Raw genomic sequence first — 26,454 nt, 5'->3', positions numbered from 1 at the left:
TCTTTTTTTATTATCCAAATCTTCCTGTTATATAATCCTCTGTTCTTTTGTCCTTCGGTTTATAGAATATATCTTCTGTTTTTCCAAACTCCACTACTTCTCCATTTAAAAAGAATGCTGTGTAATCTGATACTCTTCCTGCCTGTTGCATATTATGAGTTACAACAATAACTGTATATTTTTCTTTTAAACTACCCATTAACTCCTCTACTTTTAAAGTTGATATAGGGTCTAAGGCTGAAGTAGGTTCATCCATCAGTAATATTTCTGGCTCTACTGCTAATGTTCTTCCTATACATAACCTTTGTTGTTGACCTCCTGAAAGCCCTAGAGCACTTTTCTTTAATCTATCTTTAACTTCATCCCAAAGGGCTGCACCCCTCAAACTTTTTTCTACTATTTCATCTAGCGTAGCTTTATTTTTTATACCGTGTACTCTTGGACCATAAGCTACATTATCATAAATAGACATAGGAAATGGATTAGGTTTTTGGAATACTATTCCTATGATTTTTCTTAATTCAATTTCATCAAATTCTTTATAGACATCCTTACCATTAAAGAGAACATTGCCTTCAATTCTTACTCCTTTAATTAAATCATTCATCCTATTTACAGTCCTTAAAAACGTTGATTTACCACAACCTGAAGGGCCAATAAGAGCTGTAACTGCGTTTTTTTCTATATTTAAGTTTATTTTCTTTAATGCTTGAACATTTCCATAATATAAATCTAAATCCTTAACTTCTATTATAGACATGCTTTCCCCCTCCTTATCTAGTTCCTGAATATCGTTTATATATTTTATTTCCTATTACTCTTGCCAATATATTGAATAATAATACCATTATTATTAATACTGCTGAAGAAGCATCTCCTATTTTAGTTGCATCGGGTATCATTCCTTCAGAGTTTACTTGCCATATATACACAGCCAACGTCTCAGCTGGCCTTAACAAGCTAAATGGTGATGATTTTGAAAATAAATTACTTGGAGAAAAAGATAATGGTGGAGCACTCATACCTGATGTATATAGAAGTGCTGCCGCTTCTCCAAATATTCTTCCTCCGGCCAATATTATTCCTGTTAAAATTTGAGGCATAGCTGTTGGTAATACAACCTTCCATATGGTCTGCCATCTTGTAGCTCCCAATCCTAAGCTAGCTTCTTTTATTCCTTTTGAAGCTTCTCTTACTGCATTTTCACATACTCTAGTTAGAGATGGTAAATTAATTATACCTAAGGCCAAAGCACCTGATAATAAAGTGAAACCCCATCCTGTTAGTTTTACAAAAACCAATAACCCAAATAGACCTACAACAATGGAGGGCAATGATGCCATAGCTTCTATGCATAATCTAATTATATTAAGGAACTTCCCTTCCTTTGCATATTCAGCTAAATAAATACCTGCTCCCACTCCGAAAGGTATGGTAATTATTAAAGACACAATTAACATATAAAAAGAGTTAAACAACTGAGGTCCTATTCCTCCTCCTGCTTCTCCAACCTTAGGCTCGCCAAATAAAAAACTTGGAGTTAAATGTCTTACTCCCCTAAATAGTATATAGCCGATTAATAGCACTAATAAAAGTAGTACTAATGAGGATATTATATAAGTTATAATTGTAAAAACTCTATCTTTTTTTCTTTCAGTCATTATTTAATCTCACCTCTTAAACCTATAGCTCTTATTATTAGAATGAATATAAATGAAACGATTAAAAGAACTAATGCTAGAGACCATAGCGCGTCATTCCACTGTGTTCCTGATATGGTGTTTGCCATATCCATAGTCAATACTGAAGTTAATGTAGTCGTAGGACTTAACAAGCTATTTGGAAGCTTTATTGTATTACCTATAACCATTTGTACTGCTAATGCTTCCCCAAAAGCTCTTGCTATTCCTAATACTATTGCTGTTAATATACCCCCCTTAGCTGAAGGTATGGCAACTTTACTTACTGTTTGCCATCTAGTTGCTCCTAATCCATAGGAAGCTTCTAAATAATCCTTAGGAATTGATTTAAGTGCATCTACAGATAAACTAGCTATTGTAGGCAATATCATAATACTTAATACCAAAATACCTGCCAGCAAGCTAAATCCTATTCCACCAAATACGCTTTTTAAAAATGGCAATAGCACCGTTATTCCTAACCATCCATATACAACTGAAGGTATTCCTACAAACAATTCCAATGCTGGTTTCAACACATTATTACCGAACTTGGGAGATATATAGTTTATAAATACTGCTAAAGCTATGCTTATAGGTGCACTTATTATTACTGCTCCAATTGATACTAAAGTTGAACCAACTATAAATATCAATGTACCAAACTGCGGAGTATCTGCCTCTGGCGACCACTTTGATGAAAAAATAAACTTACTTATTGGATAGTCCCATTTAGTAAATGTATTAATACCTTTCCATGCAATGAATCCTATTATAGTTAAAGTAAGTACTACAATTAAAGCACCACATAGTATAGTAAATCCTCTTCCTAAATATTCAGTTTTCATACGCTTCCAAAACTTTTTATTCATACTATCTTCCTTCTTCATTATTGTAGTAAGGCTGGCATAGATTTAGCCAGCCCTTTTGGGTATAATTATTTAAAATCTCCTATTGGAATATATCCTAACTTTTCTACTAATGCTTTATTTTCATCACTCATAACATATTCTATAAATGATTTAGTTAAACCAGTTGCTTCTCCTTTTGTGTACATATGTTCATAGGACCAGAAAGGATATTTTTTGCTTACGATATTTTCCTTTGAAGCTTCCACTCCATCAATCTTTACTAATTTTAAATCGCTTCTCTTTTCTTCTGTTAAATAGGATAATGCAAGATAGCTTATTGATCCCGGAGTACTTGTTACTGTTTTTTCTACGCTACCGCTGGAGTCTTGAATTGTACCTAATCCTTCTTTTTCACTCTTACCATTCATAATAGTATCTACAAATGTAGCTCTTGTACCTGATGAAGCTGGTCTATTTACTACATTGATCGGTAAATCTTGCCCTCCAACATCCTTCCAGTTTGTAATTTCTCCTGTGAATATTTTTTGAAGCTGTTCCTTTGATAAAGAATCCACTTTTACATCTTTGTTAACTACTATAGAAAATCCTATAGCACAAACTTTATGATCAACTAATTCTTTTAATTTTTCTTTGTCTTTTATTTTTGATTCTGCAGTTACGTCAGAGTTTCCTATTTCCACTGAACCCTCTATTACCTGGTTTATACCAGTACCACTTCCTCCACCTTGAACATTTATTATAGAATCAGGATTTTTTGCTCTATAGTTTTTTGCTGATTCCTGTACTAATGGTTGAAGTGCTGTTGAGCCTACAGCTGTTATGGTTCCTGATAATGTATTCTTATTTTCATTTTTACCTTCTCCTCCACCACATGCTGCTAATACCCCTGTCATTAAAGTTAATGACAATGCTGCTGCTAAAGTTCTTAATGATTTTTTATTCATTTAAGTACCCTCCATTCAAAACTGTTTATTTGTCTTGTTGTATTTATCATATTATATGGACGTTAAACAAATATTATAGGTGTGTTAAATTTAATTTACATGAATAAAAAAAGGAATTTTGGTTACCCAAGATTCCTTTTAAAATTATTTATATTTAATTCTAAGCCCTTACTATTGGTATAGTAACTATAAATTTGCTTCCCTTACCTACTTCACTTTCTACATCTATTCTTCCATTAAAGGAAAGGACGATATGCTTTACAATGGCTAATCCTAGCCCCGTACCACCTTCTGCCCTACTACGAGCTTTATCCACTCTATAAAATCTTTCAAATATTCTTCCTATATCTTCTTTTGGTATACCTACTCCAGTATCTTTTATAGTTATTACTAAATCCTTATCTTTTAATTCTTTTTTTATTAAAACTTTTGCATTGTCTTCTGTATATTTTATCCCATTATCCACTAAATTTAATATTATTTGTTTAAATCTATCCGTATCTCCATATATTCTAGGGCACTTGTCTCCCTCTATATTTAAAGATATGTTTTTCTTCTTCGCATAACTACTAACTAAATGGCATACATCCTCTACTACCTTATCAACGTCAATCAATTCTTGTTTAGCATCTTTGTTATTTTCAATATGGGATAAAGCTAAGATATCATTTATTAACCTAGTCAGCCTTTCAGCTTCATCGTTAATAATATTTAAAAATTTTTCTTTATTCGCTGAATCCTCAACATACCTTAAGGTCTCTGCAAAACCCTTTATAGAAGTAAGAGGAGTCTTTAGTTCATGAGATACATTAGCAACAAACTGAGATCTCATGTTTTCCAACCTTTTTATATCTGTTACATCTTGAACAACTGCAACAGTTCCTATTAATTGTCTGCCATTATTAATGTCCGCTGTTCTTATTCTTAAATCCCTTTCTTTAGGACTTAAGATTTTTATTTCTCTATATTCATCATATTCATCTACAGTATTTTTTAAAATATCCTCTAATTCAAAGCTCCTTACATAGTCTAATAAATTGCAACCTATTATATCCTTATCGATACCAAATATTTTATTTGCATAAGGATTTATCATTATTACTCTAAAGTTCTTATCTACGGCAATAACCCCACTGTCCATACTAGTTAATATTGCTTCTAGTTTGTTTTGCTTATCAATTACATCATTTATATTTAACTGTAACTTGTCAGCCATCTTATTAAAAGTCCTAGATAACTGACCTATTTCATCCTTTGAATATATATTAACTCTTCTATCTAATTCTCCTGCAGTTATTCTTGATGTTATAAATTCTAAATCCTTTATAGGTTTTACAAAACCCATGGAAAATTTTGAGGAAAAAAATATAGATATAATAATAGATATTAATATTATCATTATGTAGTATTTTCCATATTCTTTTTCAAAGCCAGATACTATTTTCATACCTATAGCACTTCTTACCACATATCCATCATTAAATAAAGTAGTAAAATACATACTATCTATTTTTGTAGAATCACTATGTCTTATTGCATACCTACTTCCGTTAGTTCTTGCTAAAATTATCTCTTCTCTATTATTGTGATTCTCCATAGTATTTGAATCCATTTTAGAGTCTCCAACAACTACACCATTTCTATCTATTATAGTAACTCTTATTTCATTTCCATTAAAACTTTTTTTAATAACACTGTCTAACTCTTCTTTTTCTGCATTTTCTAATATATTTATAACTAATTGATTGTTAGCTTTTAACATCTTTTTAGTGTTTTCAGTGTTTTGGTAGTTAACAATTATTATAAAAGAAGTTACCACAATGGTTAAGCTAAAGAGCAGTGTTAAGAACATATATAACATGAATTTTTTTTTCATTTTATCACCCTGCAAACTATTCTGAATAATTAAATCTATAGCCTACTCCTCTTATAGTTTCTATATATCTAGGATTTTTATCATCCTCTTCAATTTTTTGTCTTAAATGCCTTATATGGACGTCCACCGTTCTAGTTTCTCCAATATATTCATAACCCCATATTTTATCCAACAAAAAATCTCTAGTTAAAACTCTGCCTTTATTTTTTATAAAAGTCTCTAACAATTCATATTCTTTCAATGTTAAGTCTATCTTCTCTCCTTCTTTCAAAACCTCATGCTTTTCAAAATCTATTATTATATTGCCAAAATTAAAGTTATTATTTTCTATTGATGATATACCCGTTCTTCTTAATAGAGCTTTTACTCTTGCTACTAATTCCCTTATAGAAAAAGGTTTAGTTATATAGTCATCAGCACCTAGCTCTAACCCTAATACTTTATCTAATTCTTCTCCCTTTGCGGTAATCATTATTATAGGAGTAGTTGATATTGAATTGTTCATTCTTATTGATTTACACACATCATATCCATCCATACCTGGTAGCATTACATCTAGTAATATTAAATTAGGTTTTTCAGCCTTTGCAACATTATAGGCATCCTTACCATTGTCTGAACAAATAACATTGTATCCTAGATTTTCTAAATTAAATTTAAGCAATTCTCTTATATTTTCTTCATCATCTACAACTAAAATCTTCTCATCAGCCATAATAAACCTCCAAAACTATTATAGTCATTGGTTTTTAACTATTTGTTTTTTAACTATATTGTAACATCTTTTCAAATAAAGTTAATTTAAATTCCATATATTTAACATTATTTAATGTATATTTAACATAAAAATGGTTTTACGACTATCATAAAACCATTTCAAATCATTATTTATTAGAAATCAATCTTTTAATTTCATCTATAAAAGTGTTTACATCTGTAAACTGTCTATAAACTGAGGCAAATCTAACATAAGATACTTCGTCAATTTTTTTTAAATTATCCATTATCATTTCCCCTATGTATTCAGAGCTTACTTCTGTTAACATTTGATTGTTAATATTCTTTTCTACCTCATCAGCTATATTTTCAATTTGATTTCTTGAAACTGGTCTCTTTTCACAAGCTTTAATGATTCCATTAATCATCTTGGTTCTATCAAAGTATTCTCTGCTCATATTCTTTTTGATAACCAACACCGGTATATTTTCTATCTGTTCATAGGTTGTATATCTTTTATTGCATTTTAAACATTCTCTTCTTCTCCTTATTGATACATTCTCTTCCGTAGCTCTTGAATCTACAACTTTGCTTTCTGTATATCCACAAAATGGACATTTCATATATTCTCCCGCCTTTTTCCTTATTAGTTATATAATAATATATTATACAGCTTTTTTTCTATATTTTCACTAAGGTTTATCAATAAAATATTCTTCTCCATCTACTAATATCACATCCACACCTATTTTCTTTATTTTTTCCCAGGGTATTTCAATATCATTATTCTTTCCAAACCAAGATATTTTTTGAGATGGAATTATAATTGATATTATTTTACTATTTATTACATCTATTTTAAAGTCTCTCATATATCCTAACTTAGCCCCTGAATTAATATCTATAATCTCCATAGTTCTTATATTGTTAATAGAATGATATGTTAACTCCATTTTTCATCCCCCTTTTATTTTATACTATATTTTATGTTTTTTAGAATATTATATAACTAAATTTATAAAACAAAAGAAGAGGCTACAAATATAGATTAAGTTAGCCTCTTTTTTAGTTTTACCTATTAAATTTTTATACGTATTTTTTCATGTGCTTTAAAGCTGTTTTTTCCAGTCTAGATACCTGTGCTTGAGATATTCCTATTTCTTCTGCTACTTCCATTTGAGTTCTGCCATCAAAAAATCTTAAAGTTAATATTAATTTTTCTCTATCATTTAATTTTTTCATGGCTTCTTTAATAGCTATATTCTCAAGCCAACTATCGTCTAAGTTTTTACTATCACTTATTTGATCCATAACAAAGATTGCATCTCCCCCATCGTTATAAATAGGCTCAAAAAGAGACACAGGATCTTGTATGGCATCTAGTGCAAAAACCACTTCTTCCCTTGGAATTTCCAACTCTTTAGCAATTTCAGCTACCGTAGGCTCCTTGTTATTTTCAGCAATTAATCTATCCCTAACTTGTAGAGCTTTATAAGCAATGTCTCTAAGCGATCTACTAACTCTAATGGAGTTATTATCCCTTAAATACCTTCTTATTTCGCCTATAATCATAGGAACAGCATATGTCGAGAATTTTACATTCTGACTTAAATCAAAGTTATCTATGGCTTTAATAAGCCCAATACAGCCTACTTGGAATAAATCGTCAACATTCTCTCCTCTATTGTTAAATCTTTGTATAACACTTAAAACTAATCTTAAATTGCTTTTAATAAAAGTTTCTCTAGCTTCATTATCTCCGGTATCACGCATTAATTTCAGTAATCTAATCATTTCTTTTTCTTTTAAAACCGGTAATTTAGATGTATTTACTCCACAAATCTCAACTTTGTTTATCATCATATGTAATCAGCCCCTTCTATATTGTTGCATTTTAATTATCTCCTTTGAAGCTGATTTTTATACACGAACAAGCCTTATAACATTTTATTAATTTCTTTTTTAAGTCTTTTTATAATTCTTTTTTCTAATCTTGAAATATAGGATTGGGATATTCCTAGCATATCTGCCACTTCTTTTTGAGTTTTCTCATTATGCCCCCCTAATCCAAATCTTAAATTTACTATTTCTTTTTCTCTATTAGTTAGTTTTCCCATAGCTATAAAAAGCAGTTGTTTATCAACCTCATCTTCGATTAAATTATAAACCACATCATTTTCTGTTCCCAATATATCTGATAATAAAAGTTCATTTCCATCCCAATCTACATTTAATGGTTCATAGAAAGATATTTCTGCCTTAACTTTACTATTGCGTCTTAAATACATTAGTATCTCATTTTCTATACATCTTGATGCATATGTAGCAAGCTTTATTTTTTTATCAGGATCAAAGGTATTAACTGCTTTAATGAGGCCTATAGTTCCCACTGATACTAAATCCTCAACATTAACACCAGTGTTCTCAAACTTCCTAGCTATATAAACAACTAATCTTAAATTTCTTTCTATTAAAATTGATCTTACACTTTCATCTCCATAAATTAATCTTTGTACTAAATTTTCCTCCTCTTCTTTTGTCAAGGGTGGGGGAAGAGCGTCATTCCCTCCAATATAATAGACTTTTCTAGCAAATATCTTTAGTTTGCTAATTATATTGTTTAGAAATAATTTTATGTTTATCATATTCTAACCTCCCTATAATATTCCCCTAGATAATAAACCTTGGTAATCGTCTTCACCACTTAATTTATTGTGGCAAAAAGCTATCAGTGCTTCCTTCTCTTCTACAGAATCTTCTTTATATATCATAATTTTCTCTGGTTTAATTGCTTCTAATCTACCATAGCTACCATTTATAACATTGTAAGGTATATAATAATATTTATAATTTTTAATCTCTTCTCTTGTAAATAAACTCTCTTCTACTATAATTACTGGTAAATTGGTTATAGGCTCTACAAGTTCATTTCCTGTATCTAAAAATGCTCTTATCTTTTTTACAGAGCTATCTAATACTATTTCAACTCCGTAAATGTAGTTATTCAATATTTTTCTATCTTTTATAAAGAATACTACTCTTCTTAAAATCAAGTATATTACCATTAAAGCTATCATAAGTTTTTTATAAGAAAAATTAATTATTATACCGTAATCTAATCTCCCACCACTTTTATTAAATTCAATAAAAATGCATAAACCAGCAAGTAGCATAGAATATAAAATAAATATGGCAGTTGCCTTTAAATTAAACAGTATATTTTTTTTTCTAAAGGAAATTAAAATCATTATAAGTGCCATACTAATTTTAACTGGTATGTTATTAAATACATTTAAGCTCTTAAAAAGTATAGTTATAACATACAAAGTTCCTATTAAGGCACCTATTAATACGTTTAACTTCTTTGCTCTTATTTTTAACGTATCTGATGTTAAAAATATTAAAAAGGTGTTTACAATAAAGTTTTCTAAAAGTAATACATCTAAATAAATAACCACATCCCTTCACCTCTATAGATAATTATATAACTATTCACTTCAAAATTTTGTCATATTTTATTAATTATTCCTATTTTTATTTTTTATATTTCCCCATAAAAATAAAAAAATCTGACCATTTTGTTAAATGATCAGATTTTTTTAATATAATATGTTGTTTATAGTCTTTGTCTACGTAAAAAAGTTGGAATTTCTAAATCTTCTGGGCTATAATTGTCAAAATTATCTTCTACAGTTGCAGCTGCTTCTGAATTAGTTTTTCCAGCTTTTGTGTTAATAGTTGATGCGCCTTTTTCTTTTGCAATTGATTTATCTTGTTCAAATCCTGTTGCTATAACAGTAATTCTTATTTCATCTTTTAAACTTTCATCTATAACTGCACCAAATATAATATTTGCATCTGGATCAGCAGCTTGTTGTACAATTTCAGCTGCCTCATTTATTTCCAATAATCCTAAATCAGCTCCACCAGTTATATTTAACAATACTCCTGTGGCACCAACAATTGAGGTTTCTAAAAGTGGACTGGATATAGCTTGCTTAGCAGCATCTTGAGCTCTATTATCGCCTGTTGCATTACCAACACCCATGTGAGCCAGTCCTCTATCTGTCATGATAGTTCTTACGTCAGCAAAGTCAAGATTAACTAATCCAGGTATAGTGATTAAGTCTGATATACCTTGTACACCTTGTTTTAATACATCATCAGCATATCTAAAAGAATCCATTAATGTAGTTTTCTTATCTACTATATTTAGCAATCTTTCATTTGGTATTGTAACTAAAGTATCTACACTGTCTTTTAAATTATTAACTCCCATTTCAGCATGGAGCATTCTTTTTCTTCCTTCAAATGGAAAAGGTTTTGTAACAACTCCTACTGTCAGTATACCCATAGATTTTGCAATTCCAGCAATTACTGGAGCAGCACCTGTACCAGTTCCTCCGCCCATTCCTGCAGTTATAAATACCATATCTGCACCTTTTATAGCCTGAGAAATTTCCTCTTTACTTTCCTCAGCTGCTTTCTGTCCAATTTCTGGATTAGCACCTGCTCCAAGTCCTTTTGTTAATTTATCTCCAATTTGAATTTTTTGTGAAGCTTGTGACAACATTAATGCTTGTTTATCTGTATTAACTGCTATAAATTCAACATTCCTAAGTCCTTCCTTAATCATTCTATTTACAGCATTATTTCCTCCACCGCCACAACCAATTACTTTTATTTGCGCAAATTGTTTTACATCTACATCGAAATCTAGCACAATAATACCTCCCTTAATTCATATTAAAAAAAGTCTGTAAAAAAATCTTTTATTTTAGAGAAGAATCCTTCATCATTTTCTTCATCATTATCCTCATCATCTTCATCATTCCAAATAGATTTAACATCACTTTTCTTTTTTTCTTTAGTTATTTTTTCTTCTTTGAAATCTACTTTTCCTGAACTTATTACGTCTTTTACAACTCCAATAGCAGATGAATACATTGTGTTTTCTGCACCAATGTATTCTGGAATTCCTATTCTAACAGGTTTTCCTAGAATTTCTCTACAAATATCAATGCTACCTTTTACTAAACTTATACCTCCCCCTATTACGACTATACCTGAAATTTCTTCTAAATAACCATGTAAGTCCAATTTCTTTTTTAATAAATACATAATCTCTTCAATTCTTGCAGCAATTATATCATTTAATAAATTATTGCTAACCTCTACAATACTATCATAGTTAGCATTAATTTTAATTTTAAAATCCTCATTATCAAAAGCGTCCGTAATGTTACCATATTTAATTTTAATTTTTTCTGACTCTGATTGAGGAAGTTTTAAACAAAGTGATATATCATTTGTTATAGTGTTTCCGCCTAAAGGTAATTTATCATTTAATACTAATTTATTATCCTTAAACACTGATATGTTTGTTGTTTCAGCTCCAATATCTAACAAAAGAGTTCCTATTTTCATTTCTTCACTGTTCATAACAGCTAAAGCAGTTGCTATTGGCTGAAAAACTATTCCTTTACTTTGAAATCCAGCTTTGTTGATGCTCTTAAACAGATTACTAATTATAGTAGATTGACACATTATTATTTGCGCATCTACCTCTAATCTCATCCCACACATACCAACTGGATCTGTAATATTATCATATCCATCTACAACAAATTGTTCAGGCACTACACCTACTATCTCTTTATCGGATGGAACTGAAATAATTTTAGCTGCTTTTAATACTCTATCAACGTCATTTTTTGTTATTTCTCTATCTTCAGCCGAAACTGCTACCACTCCTCTATTAGAAGTAATTTCACAAATTTCTCCTGAAATAGAAATATAAATGTCTTTAATTTTAGAATCAATCATTCTTTCGAGCTGTTCTAAAGCTTTTATTATCCCATCAGCGGTACTATCTATGTCAACTACTATACCTCTCTTTAAACCACTACAAGGAGTTGAAGTAATACCAATAATTTGAATTTTATTGTTTCTATCTAATCTACCTGCTGCTGCACACACTTTTGAAGATCCTATATCGATTCCTACTACATATTCATTCATGTTATCCACAACCTCCTTAAAGAGAACCGTTAAGTTATATATTCAACAAAAAAGAGTTTTTTCCTCTAAAAGCAGAAAAAAATTTAACCTATATTTCAGCCTTATTTAAAAAATATATACATTAATATACATATTTTTTAACGAAAAAAGAAAGATTATGAAATCTTTCTTTTAATTGGCTTTTTCTAGTTCATTAATGTGTACATCCCTCGTGTGAGGAGTATGACTCCATACCTTATCATTTTTCCTTAAAATACCTTGAATTGATATTGGTAACCAAGTTATTGTATATATAGGATAAATTAAGTAATACCAAAATATTTTAGGGCTTAATTTTTTATCCAATAGCAATATGAAAGGTGTATAAATAAATTGCATAATTGATACCAATATACCAAGTAACGCCACTAATTTAAAGTTCATAGAATAAATATTTATATGTGTATTAAAATTAATCATTAAGTTATAAGCTCTTACTAAATAATTAAAGATTGATGCCACCATTGAAAAACCAGTTAATATTATAACTATTGGTTGAATAGTATATAATGCACAATCTAATGCTTTAAAATCAAATTTTCTTATTGACCTTTTTATTAGCTTAAAAAAATATCTATGGGATACATCAGCAAAACCTTGCATCCATCTTCTTCTTTGAGCCCATGAATGTTTTAATGTTAGCGGTTTTTCGTCATATATTATTGCATCATGAGCCCATCCTACCTTGTAACCGTTTAGCACCAGTTTACAAGTAAACTCTAAATCTTCTGTTAGGCATGTAGCTCCCCATCCTAGTTCTTTAAGCACATCTATGTCGATACAAAATCCTGTACCCCCCAGCTGATTTGACAATCCTAAATTGCTTCTTGAAAGTTGGAACATTCTATTTGATGTCCAGAATGCAATTGAATAGCTGCCAGTAATCCAGGTGTCTACAGGATTCTTACTATCAAGGTAGCCTTGAACCACCTTATAATTTTTGCACATCTTTTTATTAATTTCTCTTAAAAAATTCTTATGTACTAAGTTATCAGCGTCGAAAATAGCTACAGCATCATATTTTTTATCCATTTTGAATAGTTTATCAAACATCCATTCTAAAGCATATCCTTTACCCACTTTTTTGATATTATTCCTCTCATAGACAAAAGCACCTTTTTCTCTAGCTCTATGTGCTGTTCTATCTGTACAATTATCTGCTATAACATATATGTCATATAACTCTCGTGGATAATCTATGTCCAATAAACTTTGAACGGTGTTGCCTATAACTATCTCTTCATTGTGAGCTGCGATTACTAACGCGAAGCTCTTCTTCGGCGGAATTTCCTCTTCATCCTTTCTTCTCCACAATCCGAAAAAGGAAATAAACAAATAGTACATAGAAATTATGTATACTATATAGGTTGCTACTTTTGATACTTCGAGAATTAAGCTATTTATAATTTCCATTTAATATTCCCCCCTAATTCACAGTTATTTTAGCACAAAAATTTCATAATTACTATATATATGCATTAATTATTTACAATTAATTAAATAATTATTGCACATATAGCTAAATTTAAGGATTTAATAGGAACATTGAAGAAAATAATAATCATTTAAATATATAAAAAATAGGTGTGAATAAGTAACTCATTATGCAATATTATCAACTTTGAATTTCTCAATTATATATGATATCATATAAGTAAATAAATATCCATTCCATGGCGCCATTAAAGGGGGCTAAAACGATGAGATACTTTCATTCTATATATTTTTTAGATTTAAGAAAATTGCATAAAAAAGATGAATCTTTCTGGTAGACCCTTCATATTTCTTTATTTTCAGAAATTAGGAGGGGTAATTATGAGAAAGTATAGTAAAAAAAATATAAAAATGGTTAACAATAAAAAAGTACGAAAATATTTATATAGTCAAAAAATAAACAAGCTCTACAACCAATATTGTTTAAAGATGTACGATTATACTGTATTTTAACAAATTAAAGAGAGATAGTTCTAACTACCTCTCTTTTTTATTTCTTATAAATTAATTAATCTGCTTAACATTTCTCTATCTACAGAATACGCAATAGCATCTTCTTTACTTATAAGTCCTTTTTTTATTATTTCAGATATGGACATATCCATAGTTTTCATTCCATATTTCCCACCTGTTTGTATTGAAGACTCTATTTGATGCGTCTTCCCTTCTCTTATTAAATTCTGTATTCCATGAGTAGAAACCATAACTTCAAATGCAGCAATTCTTCCATTGCCATCAGCTCTTGGAATTAATTGTTGTGATATTACTCCTTTTAACACTGCAGAAAGTTGTATTTTTATTTGCTGCTGTTGATAAGGAGGGAAAACATCTATAATTCTATCTATAGTCTTAGCTGCTCCTATAGTATGAAGGGTTGAAAATACTAAATGACCGGTTTCTGCAGCTGTTAGAGCAATAGAAATAGTCTCAAGATCTCTCATTTCTCCTACTAGTATAACATCTGGATCCTCTCTTAAAACGGATTTTAGTGCATTAGCATAACTTTTACTATCCTTACCTATTTCTCTTTGATTGATTATGGATTTGTTATGCTTATGTAAATATTCTATTGGATCTTCTAGTGTAACTATATGAGCTGCTCTGTTAGAATTAATTTCATTTATCATTGCTGCTAAAGTTGTACTCTTACCACTACCAGTAGGTCCAGTTACCAATACTAATCCTCTTTGTTTATTAGTTAAATTAGTTATCACTGGTGGTAAATTCAATTCTCCTATTGTTGGAACTTTAAGTCCTACTACTCTTATTGCAGCCGCATCACTGCCTCGTTGTTTAAAAACATTTACCCTAAATCTTCCTAGTCCAGATACTGAAAAAGATGTATCAATTTCACCTTTCAGCATATATTCTTCATATAAGTCACCTAAAATTTCTCTAACATATTTTTCAGTCTCTATTGGGGTTAATTTGTCCTCTCCTATGTTTTTCAAATCACCATTTACCCTAATCACTGGTGATACACCAACAGTGATGTGTAAATCAGACGCCTTTTCTTTGATTGTGGTTTCTAACAAACTATTTAAAGATACCAAGTTAATTATCTCCTCTCTAACCTATGTTGTTTCCAAATTTCTATTGCTTTGTACGCTTGTAATTTAAGCATGAGTTCTCCGTTAATTATTTTAGCTCCTAGAAGCTCTCCTTCTTTTAATAGCTTAGTTTTACTTGGCGAGTAATTTAAATCATAAATTATTAAATTTTCATTAATTTCACCAAGATTTATTGGTGAAATATCTTTATAATTTTCTCCACCCACTGGTGTACAATTTATTATTATATGGTAAGGCGAATAATCATTTTCTTCTCCTAAGATTAAAAATTTATTAATATTTTTAAATTCATCCTTATCTTTAATAATACTTCTACTCACCATATCTATACTACCTAAGGTTAAAGTTACAAGTGCTTCATAAACACATTTAGCTGCTCCTCCATTACCAATTATAAGAGCTTTTTTATCATATAAATTTATTTCATTTATTTTTAAGCTTTCTAAAAAACCATAATAATCTGTATTGTATCCTACTAATCCTTCTTCAGTTAAAACCACTGTATTAACTGCTCCTATTTTATCTGCAGGATATTTTACTTTTTTTAAGTAGTTCAATATTACTCTCTTATAGGGTATAGTTATATTAAAACCTAGTATGTCATTTTCCTTGAGATTATCTATAAAATCTGATATATCTTTCTCATCAATATCAAAGATTTTATAATAAAAGTCAATATTGTTAATTCTATAATAATTGTTATGAATTTGAGGAGATTGAGAATACCCTATATTTTTTCCTAAAAGTCCAGTATATTTCATTTTTTTCTCCTATGGTATACTATTCATTAATTATATTTTATTACCAATTTAATTTTATAATAAAATTACAAGAATTGCTAGTGCTTAATACATTTTTATACCTTATTGTTTAATTCTTTGTAAAGTTTTTTTAATGCCCTTTTTTCAATTCTAGATACATAAGATCTTGATATACCCAATATTACCGCTATTTCTCTTTGAGTTTTAGGTTTACCATCTACAAGTCCATATCTCATTTCAATAACAGATCTTTCTCTTTCTAAGAGACAATTGCATATTTTATTATACAATTTTTTCACCTGTATTTTATGCTCTACCATCTCTACTATAGAATCTTCCTCATAGCTAAGCACATCCATAAGAGATATTTCATTGCCTTCTTTATCAACACCTATAGGGTCTTGAAGATATACTTCTCCCTTAGTCTTTTTATTATTTCTAATTAACATTAATATTTCATTTTCAATACACTTAGCGGCATAAGTAGCAAGTCTTGTTCCTTTATTAGTATTGAATGAATCGATGGCCTTAATTAAACCTACGGTCCCTATAGAAATCAAGTCGTCCATATCTTTTCCTGGATAGGAATATTTCTTCACTATATGAGCAACTAATCTTAAGTTTCTTTCGATTAATATATTTTTTGCATTGAGATCTCCATCTTCTTTTAATTTAGTTAAATAGTATTCCTCTTCTTTTTCATCTAAGGGTTGGGGAAAGGAATTTCTTCCACTTACATAGGCAGTTAGTAAAATACTATCACTTAATAGGTTTAGTAAATTATTAATGAATAACACATTTGTTCCTCCAAATAGTGCTTATTATTATATTATTCAAAAACTGTAATTTTAGTTCCTATTTACCTATATTTTTTTTACAAGTTAGTAAAATCAATGCAATTTAGCTTTTCATATATATTTCTTTGTTTCTAGTATTTAATTTTTCTTTTAAATATTTACTTATTTTTCTATGCGAAATAAAAATCCCCGATTAATCCTAGGGATTTCTATTTCAATTCATTATTTTAATATAAATGTTTTTAATTTACTCTTTCAAGGAAACCTGATTAATTTTATATACATATTTCCTATATGCCATTCCTTCATAACAAATCATAAATATCCAACCTATAATAACTGCATAGCAGACACTTGTTACACCTAAATAAGGTGCAAGCATATAGGAAAGAACAACCCTAATAGATATTTGAAGAAGGGTAGCAAATAAAGTTACGCGTAGTTCTCCCACTCCACGAAATAATCCTTGGAACACATTACAAAGTCCTGAAACTACATAAAATAATGACATTGTTTTTAGATAATCAACGCCGATTAAAATAACCTCTCTTTCAGATTCCGACACAAAAAACTTCATTATTATGTCAGCTCCAAAGAAAATAAGTGTAGTTACAATAAAGCAGTATACAATAATAATTACATTACCTTTCTTATATCCTTCCTTTATTCTGTCTTGTCTTCCTGCACCATTATTTTGAGCTGTATATGTAGTAACAGCGTCGGCAATACTGCCTCCTGGTGCCAATGCAAAGGCATCTATTCTTGTAACAGCGCTAAATGCAGCAATTGCATTTGTTCCAAAAGAATTAACCACTCCCTGTACTAATAATTTACCAACATATAAACAAGTTTGCTGTGTAGCGGAAACCCAACTGTAATTTATAGTTGCTTTTAAAAGCCCTTTATCAACAATTAATTCATTCCTTTTAAGACGCAATATTGGTATTTTGAAATAAATATATAGTATGCAAAGTATCGCTGATATTGCCTGCGCCACAACAGTTGCAATTGCAGCACCAACTACGCCCCAATTGAAAACCACCACAAAAACAATGTCTAAAATAACATTAATTATTGCTGAAATAACCAAAAAAAATACAGGAGTTCTTGAATCTCCAGTTGCTCTTAAGGCTGAAGAGTAAAAATTATATAAAAAAGAAAATATAAGTCCAATAAATATTATTTTTAGATATGCATCCGCATCATTGATTATATTTTCAGGAGTTTGAGTTAATATAAGAATAGTTTTCGACAACATTATACTCACTATAGATAACACTAAAGTAAATATTGTTCCAATAATCAGCGATGTAGATACTTCTCTCTTTAGTTTGTCCTTCTCCTCTGCACCAAAAAATTCTGCCATAAGCACCAAAGCACCCATACAAATTCCTACAATAAAGAAAATTACAATGGACATAATTGGATTGGCAACACCAACAGCCGCCAATGCTTCTTTTCCTACAAATCTCCCTACTATAACAGAATCAACAGTGTTATACAATTGTTGAAATATATTTCCAAGCATCATAGGAACTGCAAAAGATACAAGTAGCTTTGATGCACTCCCTTTTGTCATATCTCCCTTCATAAACTTGCTCCTTTTTAAAATTAAGATAAAGTAAAATTATGTCATATAAACACTATAAAAAGCTGTCTTTGATATAAATATACCTTACCTATAGTTGTATTGCTAAAAAAATGTCTAATTTAAGTATACCATATTATAAGATTATTCAGATATGTATTTTCTAAAATTTATCTTTTATTTAATTGAAAATACATGCTAGTTGGTATACATTGCAGCAAGTATATTTTCTTTTTTAAAGTGTCTTATATTATTTCTTAAATAACAATACGCTTCTATATTATTATCGTTGATTTTAATGACTTTTATTTTTCTTTGTGTAATTTCATTACCTTTTAAATACATTATGTCAATAATCTTATGCTCTGTTAAAGATGTTCTTAATACGTAATCATACATTTTTAACACCTCTGATTCATATTGAGCTATAAGATTATTATACTACTCTTTTCGCGAAAAATCAAACATATGTTCTGTTTTTTAAAGTATGATAAAATTTATAACAATTTGCCTATAAATAGGTTTTAATACTAATTTATTGAATGTATAATAAATATAATATACACTTTTGAATCGAGGTGAAATAGCAATGACTTTAAATTTTTATGGTTTAATTATCGGACTAGTTATGTTAATTTCAACTGGTCTAGGACACATTATTGTTATTAAAGGTGAATATCATTTTGGAATTAAATTGTGGCCATTATTTCTCATAGTAGGAATCTTATGCACTCTTTCATCTTTCATAGTTAAAAATGATTTAGTATCAGGCTCTCTTGGAATTGTTGGGGTGACTTTCTTATGGGGAATTCACGAGCTTATACAGCAACGTGAAAGAGTAAAAAAGGGCTGGTTTCCTAAAAAATAAAAATCCCCTCCCTACCTAAAATGGTATATACGGGAGGGAATTTTTTATTTTATTTTTACAATATCACTGAATATTGGTGATGCAGTGCTACCTCCACTTTCATTGTCTTTATCTATTCCCTTCACAAATACAACTGTAGAATAATACTTGCTATCTTTATTAAAGTATCCAATAAACCATCCATCAGAATATTTTTCTCCATTTTCTATTCTTTCTGTAGAACCGGTTTTCCCACCAACTTCTATCCCCTCTACCCTAGCACTTCTTCCAGTACCTTCATTTACAACTCTATTCATTGCTCTTTTCATTTTAGTGGCTGTATCCTTTGAAAAAACCTGCCATTTACTACTCTCCATCTTTTCATATATGCTTCCATTTTTATTTACTAATCCTTCTACAAGCCTAGGCTTTATATACACTCCATCATTTACTATGGTATTTACTATTCCAATAGCCTGAATTGGTGTCATTCTTATATTTTGTCCTATAGCTGTAATACCTAAACTTCCATCTTCAATTTTTAATTCTTTCTTCTCTAAAGCTCCACTTTGTTCTCTTTCAAAGCCTAACACCTTGGAAAGTATATTTTGTTTCTCTATTAGTTCTAATATTTTTTCTCCCCCTAATTTATTTCCTAGTTGAGAGTATACATCATTACAAGAAATTACAAAAGCATCCTCAACACTTAAAGTGCCATGCCCAGGATTTTTTTTGTCTTTACCTCCCTCGTAAAGTCCTCTACAGGTCATTTTATCATCTAGAGATATATTTCCCTCCTCTAGTATTCCTTCTAGTATTATGGTCTTAAAAATGGACCCTGGAAAAAAACCATTCAATGTTTCAGCACCTATATTTACATTAGGTAACTTGTCATTTTTTTGCACCATTGCTTTTATGTTACCTGTTTCACTCTCCATTACTACCACACCAATTTGCTCATATTTATTATATTTACTATTCAAAACTTCTCTTATTTTATCTTGAAAATCCCTATCTAAAGTGAGCATAATGTTTTTATTATTTAAATAATCTTTTTCATTTTCCTTACTACTTATGTTGCCATCCATGTCTAATATGAATTCTTTAGAAGGCCTTTTATTATTTTTTACCTTATTGTTTAAAAACATTTCTAAACTATTTTCTTTTTTAAATGAATTATCAACTATATTTCTTGTATTAGTTATTAAGTTTTCTATTTTCCATCCTTCACTTCTATCCACTTCTTCATATGAATAAACATAAAACCCCTTTACCCCTTTAATTCTTTTAAGTTTTTCATAAGTTATTTTATCTATAGGAAAATATAATTTTTGGCTTATATTATTTATTTTACCTTCTGTTAAATCATATTCTTCATCATAATTTTTTAATATATATAGTAATTTAAGCATCTCTTCCTTTTCCGACTCTGTATTATTTTTTATAAATGTACTTGGAAGTATGACAGCATTATACTTTATATTATATTCTAATAGGTCTTTCCCACTATAATCTAACAATTTATAGTTAAGCTCCTCCACCCATTCCTTTTGAGTATATTGAGAATCTGCTATAACACTTAATTCATCAGCTTCTTTATATTGTAAATTAAATACCCTTGCAAATAAATATATAAAACAAATTATAAAAACTAAAAATATATACTTTACTCTGTCTCTGCGCACAAAAAAACACCTCACTTTCAACTATGATTATAGCCAAAATGAGGTATTCTATTCTTCTGTTTTATTTACCGTATTGTAATAACTGCTTTATATTACCAACAATTACATCTATAGCAACTTTGTTATGTCCGCCTTCTGGAATAATTATATCTGCATATCTTTTGCTTGGATCAACAAATTGCATATGCATAGGTCTAACCACATCCAAATATTGATTTATAACTGAATCTACTGTTCTTCCTCTTTCCTTCATATCTCTTAGAAGCCTTCTTATTATTCTTACATCTGCATCTGTATCTACAAATATTTTAATATCAAGCATATCTCTTAATGCCTTATCTTCTAATACCAATATACCTTCAACAATTATAATATCCTTTGAATAAACTTTTACAGTTTCTTCTTTTCTATTGTGTTTCTCAAAGTCATATATTGGCTTATTTATTACTTCATTTCTTAATAGCTGTTTTAAATGCTCTACTAATAATTCATTGTCAAAAGCATCTGGATGATCATAGTTAGTTTTCATCCTTTCTTCAAGAGTAAGATTACTTTGGTCTTTATAGTAGCTATCCTGTTCAATCATAGCTATGCAGTCCTCATTGAACTTTTTATAAATCTCTTTAGCAATTGTACTTTTGCCTGAACCTGTTCCACCTGTTATACCTATTAAAACTGGCTTTCTCATGTTGTAAAACTTCTCCCCCTTGAATTATGCTTATTCATCCTTGCTTTTAATAAGCATATAATTTTCTTCTAATGATTTATCTACATTTGCCTTGTATATCATCTGAGCTACTGGGGTAGCATCTATTTTATTTCCCTTTTCATCTCTTAAATTTTGAAGTCTAACCTTAAAATTGTCTCCAGTAGGTCTTAATACTTCGACAACATCTCCTTCAAATAATTTATTTCTTTGCTCTATTATAGCCTCTCCTGTAGATTCATCATATCCTCTTACTATACCAACTATATCATAATCTCTTATATAAGATGAACTCTCATATACAATGCTGTCTTTATCCCCAAGATAAAATCCTGTATAGTACTCTCTATGGCTAGTCTTTAAGAGATTATCCATCCACTCTTCTTTAAATGTATATTCTTCTGGATTTTCAAAGTAACTATCTAGAGCCTCTCTATAAGATTTTACTGCAGCGGCAACATAATAGGAACTTTTCATTCTACCCTCTATTTTTAAAGAATTTATTCCTGATTGAACCAATTCTGGTATATGCTTAATCATACATAAATCTTTTGAATTGAAAAGATATGTTCCTCTTTCATCTTCAAATACAGGGAAATATTGATTTGGTCTTTTCTCCTCAACTACATTATACTTGTACCTGCAAGGTTGTGCACATTGTCCTCTATTTGAATCTCTTCCAGTCATGTAATTTGAAATAACACATCTTCCTGAATAGGACATGCACATGGAGCCATGAACAAAAGCTTCTATTTCACAATCTTCAGGTAGTTTAGCCCTAATTCCTTTTATTTCTTCTATAGATAATTCTCTAGCCATAACTATTCTTTTAACCCCTTGATTGTACCAAAACAACCCTGATTTCCAATTGACGTTATTGGCCTGAGTACTTAAATGTATTTCTAGATTTGGTACTACCTCTCTAGCTGTCATTATTATTCCTGGGTCAGCTACTAATATAGCATCTACATTTAAGTCTTGTAATTGAATTAAATATTCATCTAATCCTTCTAAATCTTCATTGTGAGGGAATACATTTACTGTTACATATACTTTTTTTCCTCTGCTGTGCGCAAATTCTATTCCTTCTTTTAATTCTTCATCAGAAAAATTATCAGCAAAAGCTCTTAAATTTAATTTGCTTCCTCCTAAATATACAGCATCTGCTCCGAATAAAATAGCTGTCTTTAATTTTTCTAAATTGCCTGCAGGGGCTAATATTTCAGGTTTATTCATATTTATTCCTCCTTGTTATAACCGCTATTCCATCTCCCATAGGAATTATGGAAGTTAGAAAATCATCTCCTGAAACCTCTTCTAGAAAATTTCTCATTCTTTTTACTATAGTAATTTTTCTTCTTTTTACAAGATCATCTGAGGCTATCATTCCTCTAAACAATACATTATCTGCTACAATAATTCCATCTTCATTTAACATTCTTAAGCAATGAGGAAGAAAGTGATTATAATGACCTTTTCCAGCATCCATAAATATAAAGTCAAATTTGTCATCTAATTTTTCTAAAACTTCCAAACATTCACCTTGAATTATATTTATATTGTCACTATAACCATACTTTTCAATATTTTTTTTAGCAAGTTCTATCATAGTTTCATCTCTATCTATAGTGGTTATTTTACATTGCTCTTTGCGATTCATTGCCATAAGAATAGAAGAATACCCTATAGCAGTTCCAAGTTCTAGAATTTTTTTTGGTTTTTTTATATTTAATATCACCTCTAAAAATTTTCTAACTTCTTTTTGAATTATAGGAACATTATTTTCTAAAGCATATTTCTCCAGCTCTAATAACGGAATTCTATCTTCAGTTATCAATCCCCTTAAATATTCTTCCATGTAGTCATAAGTAATACCGCTCATATTATCCTCCTGGTGACTTTCTAATTTCCTTGAGTTTTTTCCTTTACTTTTAAGAATTCATTATAATTGTCCGTAAAAAAATGTGTTCCGTCATTGTAGGATACAAAAAACAAATAATTAGTTTTTTCAGGTTTTAAAGCAGCTTCTATAGAAGACATACCTGGACTTGCTATGGGACCTGGCGGAAACCCTTCAACAATATAGGTATTATATGGTGATTTAACCTGTAAATCTTTATTATATAATTTCTCTCTATGCTCACCTAATGCGTATAAAACCGTAGCACAGGATTGCATTTTCATATTCTTATTCATTCTGTTATAAAATACAGAAGCTACTTTTCCTCTTTCACTGTCCACTTCAGCTTCCTTCTCAACCATAGATGCTACTGTTATTATTGTATCTATTTTATCATCATCTATTCTATAGTCTTTTCTTAGCTCATTTAATGCCTTATTAAATCTATTATGCATAATATCTATTATGTCTTCTGCCTTCATATCTTTAGCCAGCATATAGGTATCTGGGAATAGATACCCCTCCATAGCATACTTTCTATTACCCTTTTCTTTGATATACTTAGGCAAAGGATATGCTTCTATTCCCTTTATAAAATCTTCTTTACTTATTATGCCCTTTTCTTCTAATACATCTCCAATTTTACTTATGTCGTATCCTTCTGGTATAGTTACATTTACTAGATTCTTATTATAAAGACCTTTATTTAAGTCTAAAATTAAATTTTCTAGAGTAACATCTGAATCAATAACATAATCTCCAGGCTTTATATTAGTGTCTAATTTATTTTGTTTAATGTAAGCTTTAATAAATAGTAAGTTTTTTATTTCTCCCTCATCTTTTAGTGTATCTAATACTTTATATAAGCTATCACCTTTGTTAACAAGTATTTCTACTTCCTTACCCTGTCCTTTAAAAGGATGTTTAACAATAGAATTATAATAAAAATAACCTAGAAAAGCTATTGATAAAAGTAAAATTATAGAGATTATAAAACCCTTTCTTTTCATATTACCTCCACATTTTATTTCTTCCTACTAGCTCTCTTTCTTAACTCAGGATTAAGAATTTTTTTTCTCATTCTTATACTTTTTGGAGTTACTTCTACAAGCTCATCAGAAGTTATAAATTCTAAACAATTTTCTAGTGACATAGGATTTACAGGCGTTAATTTTAAAGCGTCATCTGATCCTGAGGATCTCGTATTACTCAAATGCTTCTTTTTACAAACATTAACTTCAATATCTTCTCCCCTTGAACATTCCCCTGCTATCATACCTTGATAAACTTCAGTTCCTGGCTCTATAAATAAAATACCTCTTTCCTGTGCATTATATAGTCCATAAGTTATAGAAGTTCCAGTTTCAAATACCACTAAAGATCCTCTACTTCTATCAGGTATCTCCCCTTTAAATGGTTCATGATCACTAAATACATGGTTCATTATACCGTTTCCTTTAGTATCAGTCATAAACTCTCCTCTAAAGCCTATAAGTCCTCTAGCTGGTATTTTGAATTCAAGCCTTGTATATCCATTTACAGCAGAAGTCATATTAACCATTTCCGCTTTTCTTGGTCCCAGCTTCTCCATAACCACTCCCATAAACTCTTCTGGTACATCTATAGTTAAGTTTTCTATAGGTTCATGGAGTTTACCATCTACTTCTTTATAAATTACTGTTGGTTTTGAAACCTGAAATTCATAACCTTCTCTTCTCATAGTTTCAATAAGAATTGAAAGATGTAATTCTCCTCTTCCACTTACTTTAAAAGTATCTGCTGTTTCTGTTTCTTCAACCCTTAAACTAACATTGGTTTCCACTTCTTTAAGCAATCTATCTCTTAAATGTCTTGAAGTTACATATTCTCCTTCTTTTCCTGCAAAAGGTGAATCATTAACTAAAAAATACATACTTAAAGTAGGTTCATCAATTTGTATAAATGGAAGTGCTTCAGGTTCATCCTTATCTGCTAAAGTTTCACCAATGTTTATATCTGATATACCTGAAACTGCAACTATATCACCAAAACTAGCTTCCTCTGCTTCCTCTCTCTTAAGTCCATTAAATACATATAAATTACTTATTTTTACATTATCTATTTTTCCGTCTTTTCTAATTAAAGCTATTTGCTGATTCTTTCTTATGGTCCCTCTTTCAATTCTACCTATAGCTATTCTTCCTACGTATTCATTTGAATCTATATTAGAAATCAACATTTGTAGCGGCTTGTCTATATAACCCTGCGGTGCCTTTACATTATTAATTATAACATCAAATAGCGGATCCATGTTATCACTTTCTTCATTTAATTCTGCTTTTGCTATACCTTTTTTTGCAGAACAATAAGCCACTGGGAAGTCTAATTGCTCATCTGATGCTCCTAATTCTACAAATAAATCAAAAACTTCATCTAATACTTCTGCAGCTCTTTCATCTGGTCTATCAATTTTGTTTATTACAACAATAGGCTTTAAGTTTAGTTCTAACGCCTTTTTTAATACAAATTTAGTTTGTGGCATTGGTCCTTCATAAGAATCTACTACTAGTACAACACTATCTACCATTTTTAGAACTCGCTCTACTTCTCCACCAAAATCTGCGTGTCCTGGAGTATCTATTATGTTTATCTTAACTCCTTTGTGTACAACAGAAGTATTTTTAGAAAGAATAGTAATTCCTCTTTCCTTTTCTAAGTCGTTTGAGTCCATTACTCTATCTTCCACTTTTTCATTTGCTCTGAAGATATGGCTCTGTTTTAACATTGCATCTACCAGCGTAGTTTTTCCGTGATCAACGTGAGCAATTATTGCTATATTTCTTATATCTTCTCTTGTGTATAAATTCATTTTTGTTCCTCCATCTTTTTGTAAAATTTCTCAAAAAAATTGGATACTTCCAAGTATCCAATTGAATTTTGTCGTTAATATCCATTCTAATATTTTAGAGAAAAAAAGT

General features: G+C 29.9%; 27 protein-coding genes. 2 read left to right on the top strand and 25 right to left on the bottom strand.

The window, feature by feature from the left end:
• Positions 1–10: 10 nt before the first annotated feature.
• The 14 genes from pstB to KQI86_RS11480 form a co-directional block, all read right to left on the bottom strand.
• Positions 11–760 (bottom strand): phosphate ABC transporter ATP-binding protein PstB, encoded by a 750-nt coding sequence (gene pstB, locus KQI86_RS11545; RefSeq protein WP_216439486.1) that lies wholly within the window; start codon positions 758–760, stop codon positions 11–13.
• A gap of 13 nt (positions 761–773) precedes the next feature.
• A complete protein-coding gene (gene pstA / locus KQI86_RS11540; protein ID WP_216439485.1) occupies positions 774–1,661 on the bottom strand; it encodes a phosphate ABC transporter permease PstA in 888 nt (295 codons plus the stop codon).
• The gene (gene pstC / locus KQI86_RS11535; RefSeq protein WP_246582747.1) at positions 1,661–2,569 is read right to left on the bottom strand and encodes a phosphate ABC transporter permease subunit PstC; all 909 of its coding nucleotides are present in this window, start codon (positions 2,567–2,569) and stop codon (positions 1,661–1,663) included. The genes pstA and pstC overlap by 1 nt, the downstream gene beginning before the upstream one ends.
• Positions 2,570–2,616: 47 nt before the next feature.
• Entirely contained in the window at positions 2,617–3,495 is an 879-nt protein-coding gene (locus KQI86_RS11530; RefSeq protein WP_216439484.1) for a phosphate ABC transporter substrate-binding protein PstS family protein, read from the bottom strand.
• A gap of 160 nt (positions 3,496–3,655) precedes the next feature.
• Entirely contained in the window at positions 3,656–5,371 is a 1,716-nt protein-coding gene (pnpS, locus tag KQI86_RS11525; protein WP_216439483.1) for a two-component system histidine kinase PnpS, read from the bottom strand.
• A 16-nt stretch (positions 5,372–5,387) separates the two neighbouring features.
• The gene (locus KQI86_RS11520) at positions 5,388–6,086 is read right to left on the bottom strand and encodes a response regulator transcription factor (protein ID WP_216439482.1); all 699 of its coding nucleotides are present in this window, start codon (positions 6,084–6,086) and stop codon (positions 5,388–5,390) included.
• A 169-nt stretch (positions 6,087–6,255) separates the two neighbouring features.
• Complete coding sequence (gene nrdR / locus KQI86_RS11515) at positions 6,256–6,711, bottom strand: transcriptional regulator NrdR (RefSeq protein WP_216439481.1); 456 nt, start codon at positions 6,709–6,711, stop codon at positions 6,256–6,258.
• Positions 6,712–6,780: 69 nt separating this feature from the next.
• Positions 6,781–7,041: a YlmC/YmxH family sporulation protein gene (locus tag KQI86_RS11510; protein ID WP_216439480.1), complete on the bottom strand. Its 261-nt coding sequence runs from the start codon at positions 7,039–7,041 to the stop codon at positions 6,781–6,783.
• A gap of 133 nt (positions 7,042–7,174) precedes the next feature.
• On the bottom strand, positions 7,175–7,951 hold the full coding sequence (sigG, locus tag KQI86_RS11505; protein ID WP_216439479.1) for an RNA polymerase sporulation sigma factor SigG: 777 nt from the start codon (positions 7,949–7,951) through the stop codon (positions 7,175–7,177).
• 74 nt (positions 7,952–8,025) lie between these two features.
• On the bottom strand, positions 8,026–8,733 hold the full coding sequence (gene sigE, locus KQI86_RS11500; RefSeq protein WP_216439478.1) for an RNA polymerase sporulation sigma factor SigE: 708 nt from the start codon (positions 8,731–8,733) through the stop codon (positions 8,026–8,028).
• A 12-nt stretch (positions 8,734–8,745) separates the two neighbouring features.
• Entirely contained in the window at positions 8,746–9,546 is an 801-nt protein-coding gene (gene spoIIGA / locus KQI86_RS11495; protein WP_216439477.1) for a sigma-E processing peptidase SpoIIGA, read from the bottom strand.
• Positions 9,547–9,704: 158 nt separating this feature from the next.
• Complete coding sequence (gene ftsZ / locus KQI86_RS11490) at positions 9,705–10,811, bottom strand: cell division protein FtsZ (protein ID WP_216439476.1); 1,107 nt, start codon at positions 10,809–10,811, stop codon at positions 9,705–9,707.
• 23 nt (positions 10,812–10,834) lie between these two features.
• A complete protein-coding gene (gene ftsA / locus KQI86_RS11485) occupies positions 10,835–12,109 on the bottom strand; it encodes a cell division protein FtsA (RefSeq protein ID WP_216439475.1) in 1,275 nt (424 codons plus the stop codon).
• A 171-nt stretch (positions 12,110–12,280) separates the two neighbouring features.
• Positions 12,281–13,561 (bottom strand): glycosyltransferase family 2 protein, encoded by a 1,281-nt coding sequence (locus KQI86_RS11480; protein ID WP_216439474.1) that lies wholly within the window; start codon positions 13,559–13,561, stop codon positions 12,281–12,283.
• Between the two features lie 402 nt (positions 13,562–13,963).
• Here KQI86_RS11480 and KQI86_RS20395 point away from each other — a divergent pair, with 402 nt between their 5' ends.
• Positions 13,964–14,095: a hypothetical protein gene (locus KQI86_RS20395; protein ID WP_281417250.1), complete on the top strand. Its 132-nt coding sequence runs from the start codon at positions 13,964–13,966 to the stop codon at positions 14,093–14,095.
• A 44-nt stretch (positions 14,096–14,139) separates the two neighbouring features.
• Here KQI86_RS20395 and KQI86_RS11475 read toward each other — a convergent pair whose 3' ends face one another.
• From KQI86_RS11475 to KQI86_RS11455, 5 genes are all read right to left on the bottom strand, one after another.
• The gene (locus KQI86_RS11475; protein WP_216439473.1) at positions 14,140–15,195 is read right to left on the bottom strand and encodes a type IV pilus twitching motility protein PilT; all 1,056 of its coding nucleotides are present in this window, start codon (positions 15,193–15,195) and stop codon (positions 14,140–14,142) included.
• Positions 15,196–15,200: 5 nt separating this feature from the next.
• Positions 15,201–15,974, bottom strand: coding sequence for a shikimate dehydrogenase family protein (locus KQI86_RS11470; RefSeq protein ID WP_216439472.1), 774 nt, complete (start codon positions 15,972–15,974; stop codon positions 15,201–15,203).
• A gap of 95 nt (positions 15,975–16,069) precedes the next feature.
• A complete protein-coding gene (gene sigK / locus KQI86_RS11465; protein WP_216439471.1) occupies positions 16,070–16,771 on the bottom strand; it encodes an RNA polymerase sporulation sigma factor SigK in 702 nt (233 codons plus the stop codon).
• Positions 16,772–17,018: 247 nt separating this feature from the next.
• Entirely contained in the window at positions 17,019–18,350 is a 1,332-nt protein-coding gene (locus tag KQI86_RS11460) for an MATE family efflux transporter (RefSeq protein ID WP_246582746.1), read from the bottom strand.
• Between the two features lie 207 nt (positions 18,351–18,557).
• Entirely contained in the window at positions 18,558–18,758 is a 201-nt protein-coding gene (locus KQI86_RS11455) for a hypothetical protein (protein WP_216439469.1), read from the bottom strand.
• A gap of 190 nt (positions 18,759–18,948) precedes the next feature.
• On the opposite strand from KQI86_RS11455, the gene KQI86_RS11450 reads away from it, so the two are divergent.
• The gene (locus tag KQI86_RS11450) at positions 18,949–19,227 is read left to right on the top strand and encodes a DUF4491 family protein (protein ID WP_216439566.1); all 279 of its coding nucleotides are present in this window, start codon (positions 18,949–18,951) and stop codon (positions 19,225–19,227) included.
• Between the two features lie 44 nt (positions 19,228–19,271).
• On the opposite strand, the gene KQI86_RS20520 is transcribed toward KQI86_RS11450, so the two are convergent.
• The 6 genes from KQI86_RS20520 to typA all read right to left on the bottom strand — a co-directional run bounded on the left by KQI86_RS20520 (position 19,272) and on the right by typA (position 26,345).
• Positions 19,272–20,891, bottom strand: a complete 1,620-nt coding sequence (locus tag KQI86_RS20520; RefSeq protein WP_343216165.1) for a peptidoglycan D,D-transpeptidase FtsI family protein — start codon at positions 20,889–20,891, stop codon at positions 19,272–19,274.
• Positions 20,892–20,952: 61 nt separating this feature from the next.
• Positions 20,953–21,579 (bottom strand): uridine kinase, encoded by a 627-nt coding sequence (gene udk / locus KQI86_RS11440; protein WP_216439467.1) that lies wholly within the window; start codon positions 21,577–21,579, stop codon positions 20,953–20,955.
• Positions 21,580–21,609: 30 nt separating this feature from the next.
• Positions 21,610–22,833, bottom strand: coding sequence for a peptidase U32 family protein (locus KQI86_RS11435; RefSeq protein WP_216439466.1), 1,224 nt, complete (start codon positions 22,831–22,833; stop codon positions 21,610–21,612).
• Positions 22,826–23,479, bottom strand: coding sequence for an O-methyltransferase (locus KQI86_RS11430; RefSeq protein WP_216439465.1), 654 nt, complete (start codon positions 23,477–23,479; stop codon positions 22,826–22,828). The genes KQI86_RS11435 and KQI86_RS11430 overlap by 8 nt, the downstream gene beginning before the upstream one ends.
• A gap of 20 nt (positions 23,480–23,499) precedes the next feature.
• Positions 23,500–24,507 carry an endolytic transglycosylase MltG gene (mltG, locus tag KQI86_RS11425; RefSeq protein WP_216439464.1) on the bottom strand — a complete coding sequence of 336 codons (1,008 nt, stop codon included), beginning with the start codon at positions 24,505–24,507 and terminating at the stop codon, positions 23,500–23,502.
• Between the two features lie 14 nt (positions 24,508–24,521).
• Positions 24,522–26,345: a translational GTPase TypA gene (typA, locus tag KQI86_RS11420; protein WP_216439463.1), complete on the bottom strand. Its 1,824-nt coding sequence runs from the start codon at positions 26,343–26,345 to the stop codon at positions 24,522–24,524.
• Positions 26,346–26,454: the final 109 nt, after the last annotated feature.

The sequence above is a fragment of the Clostridium mobile genome (genome assembly GCF_018918285.1).
Taxonomy (GTDB): Bacteria; Bacillota; Clostridia; order Clostridiales; family Clostridiaceae; genus Clostridium_AW; species Clostridium_AW mobile.
This window is presented reverse-complemented; position numbering and strand designations above follow the sequence as displayed.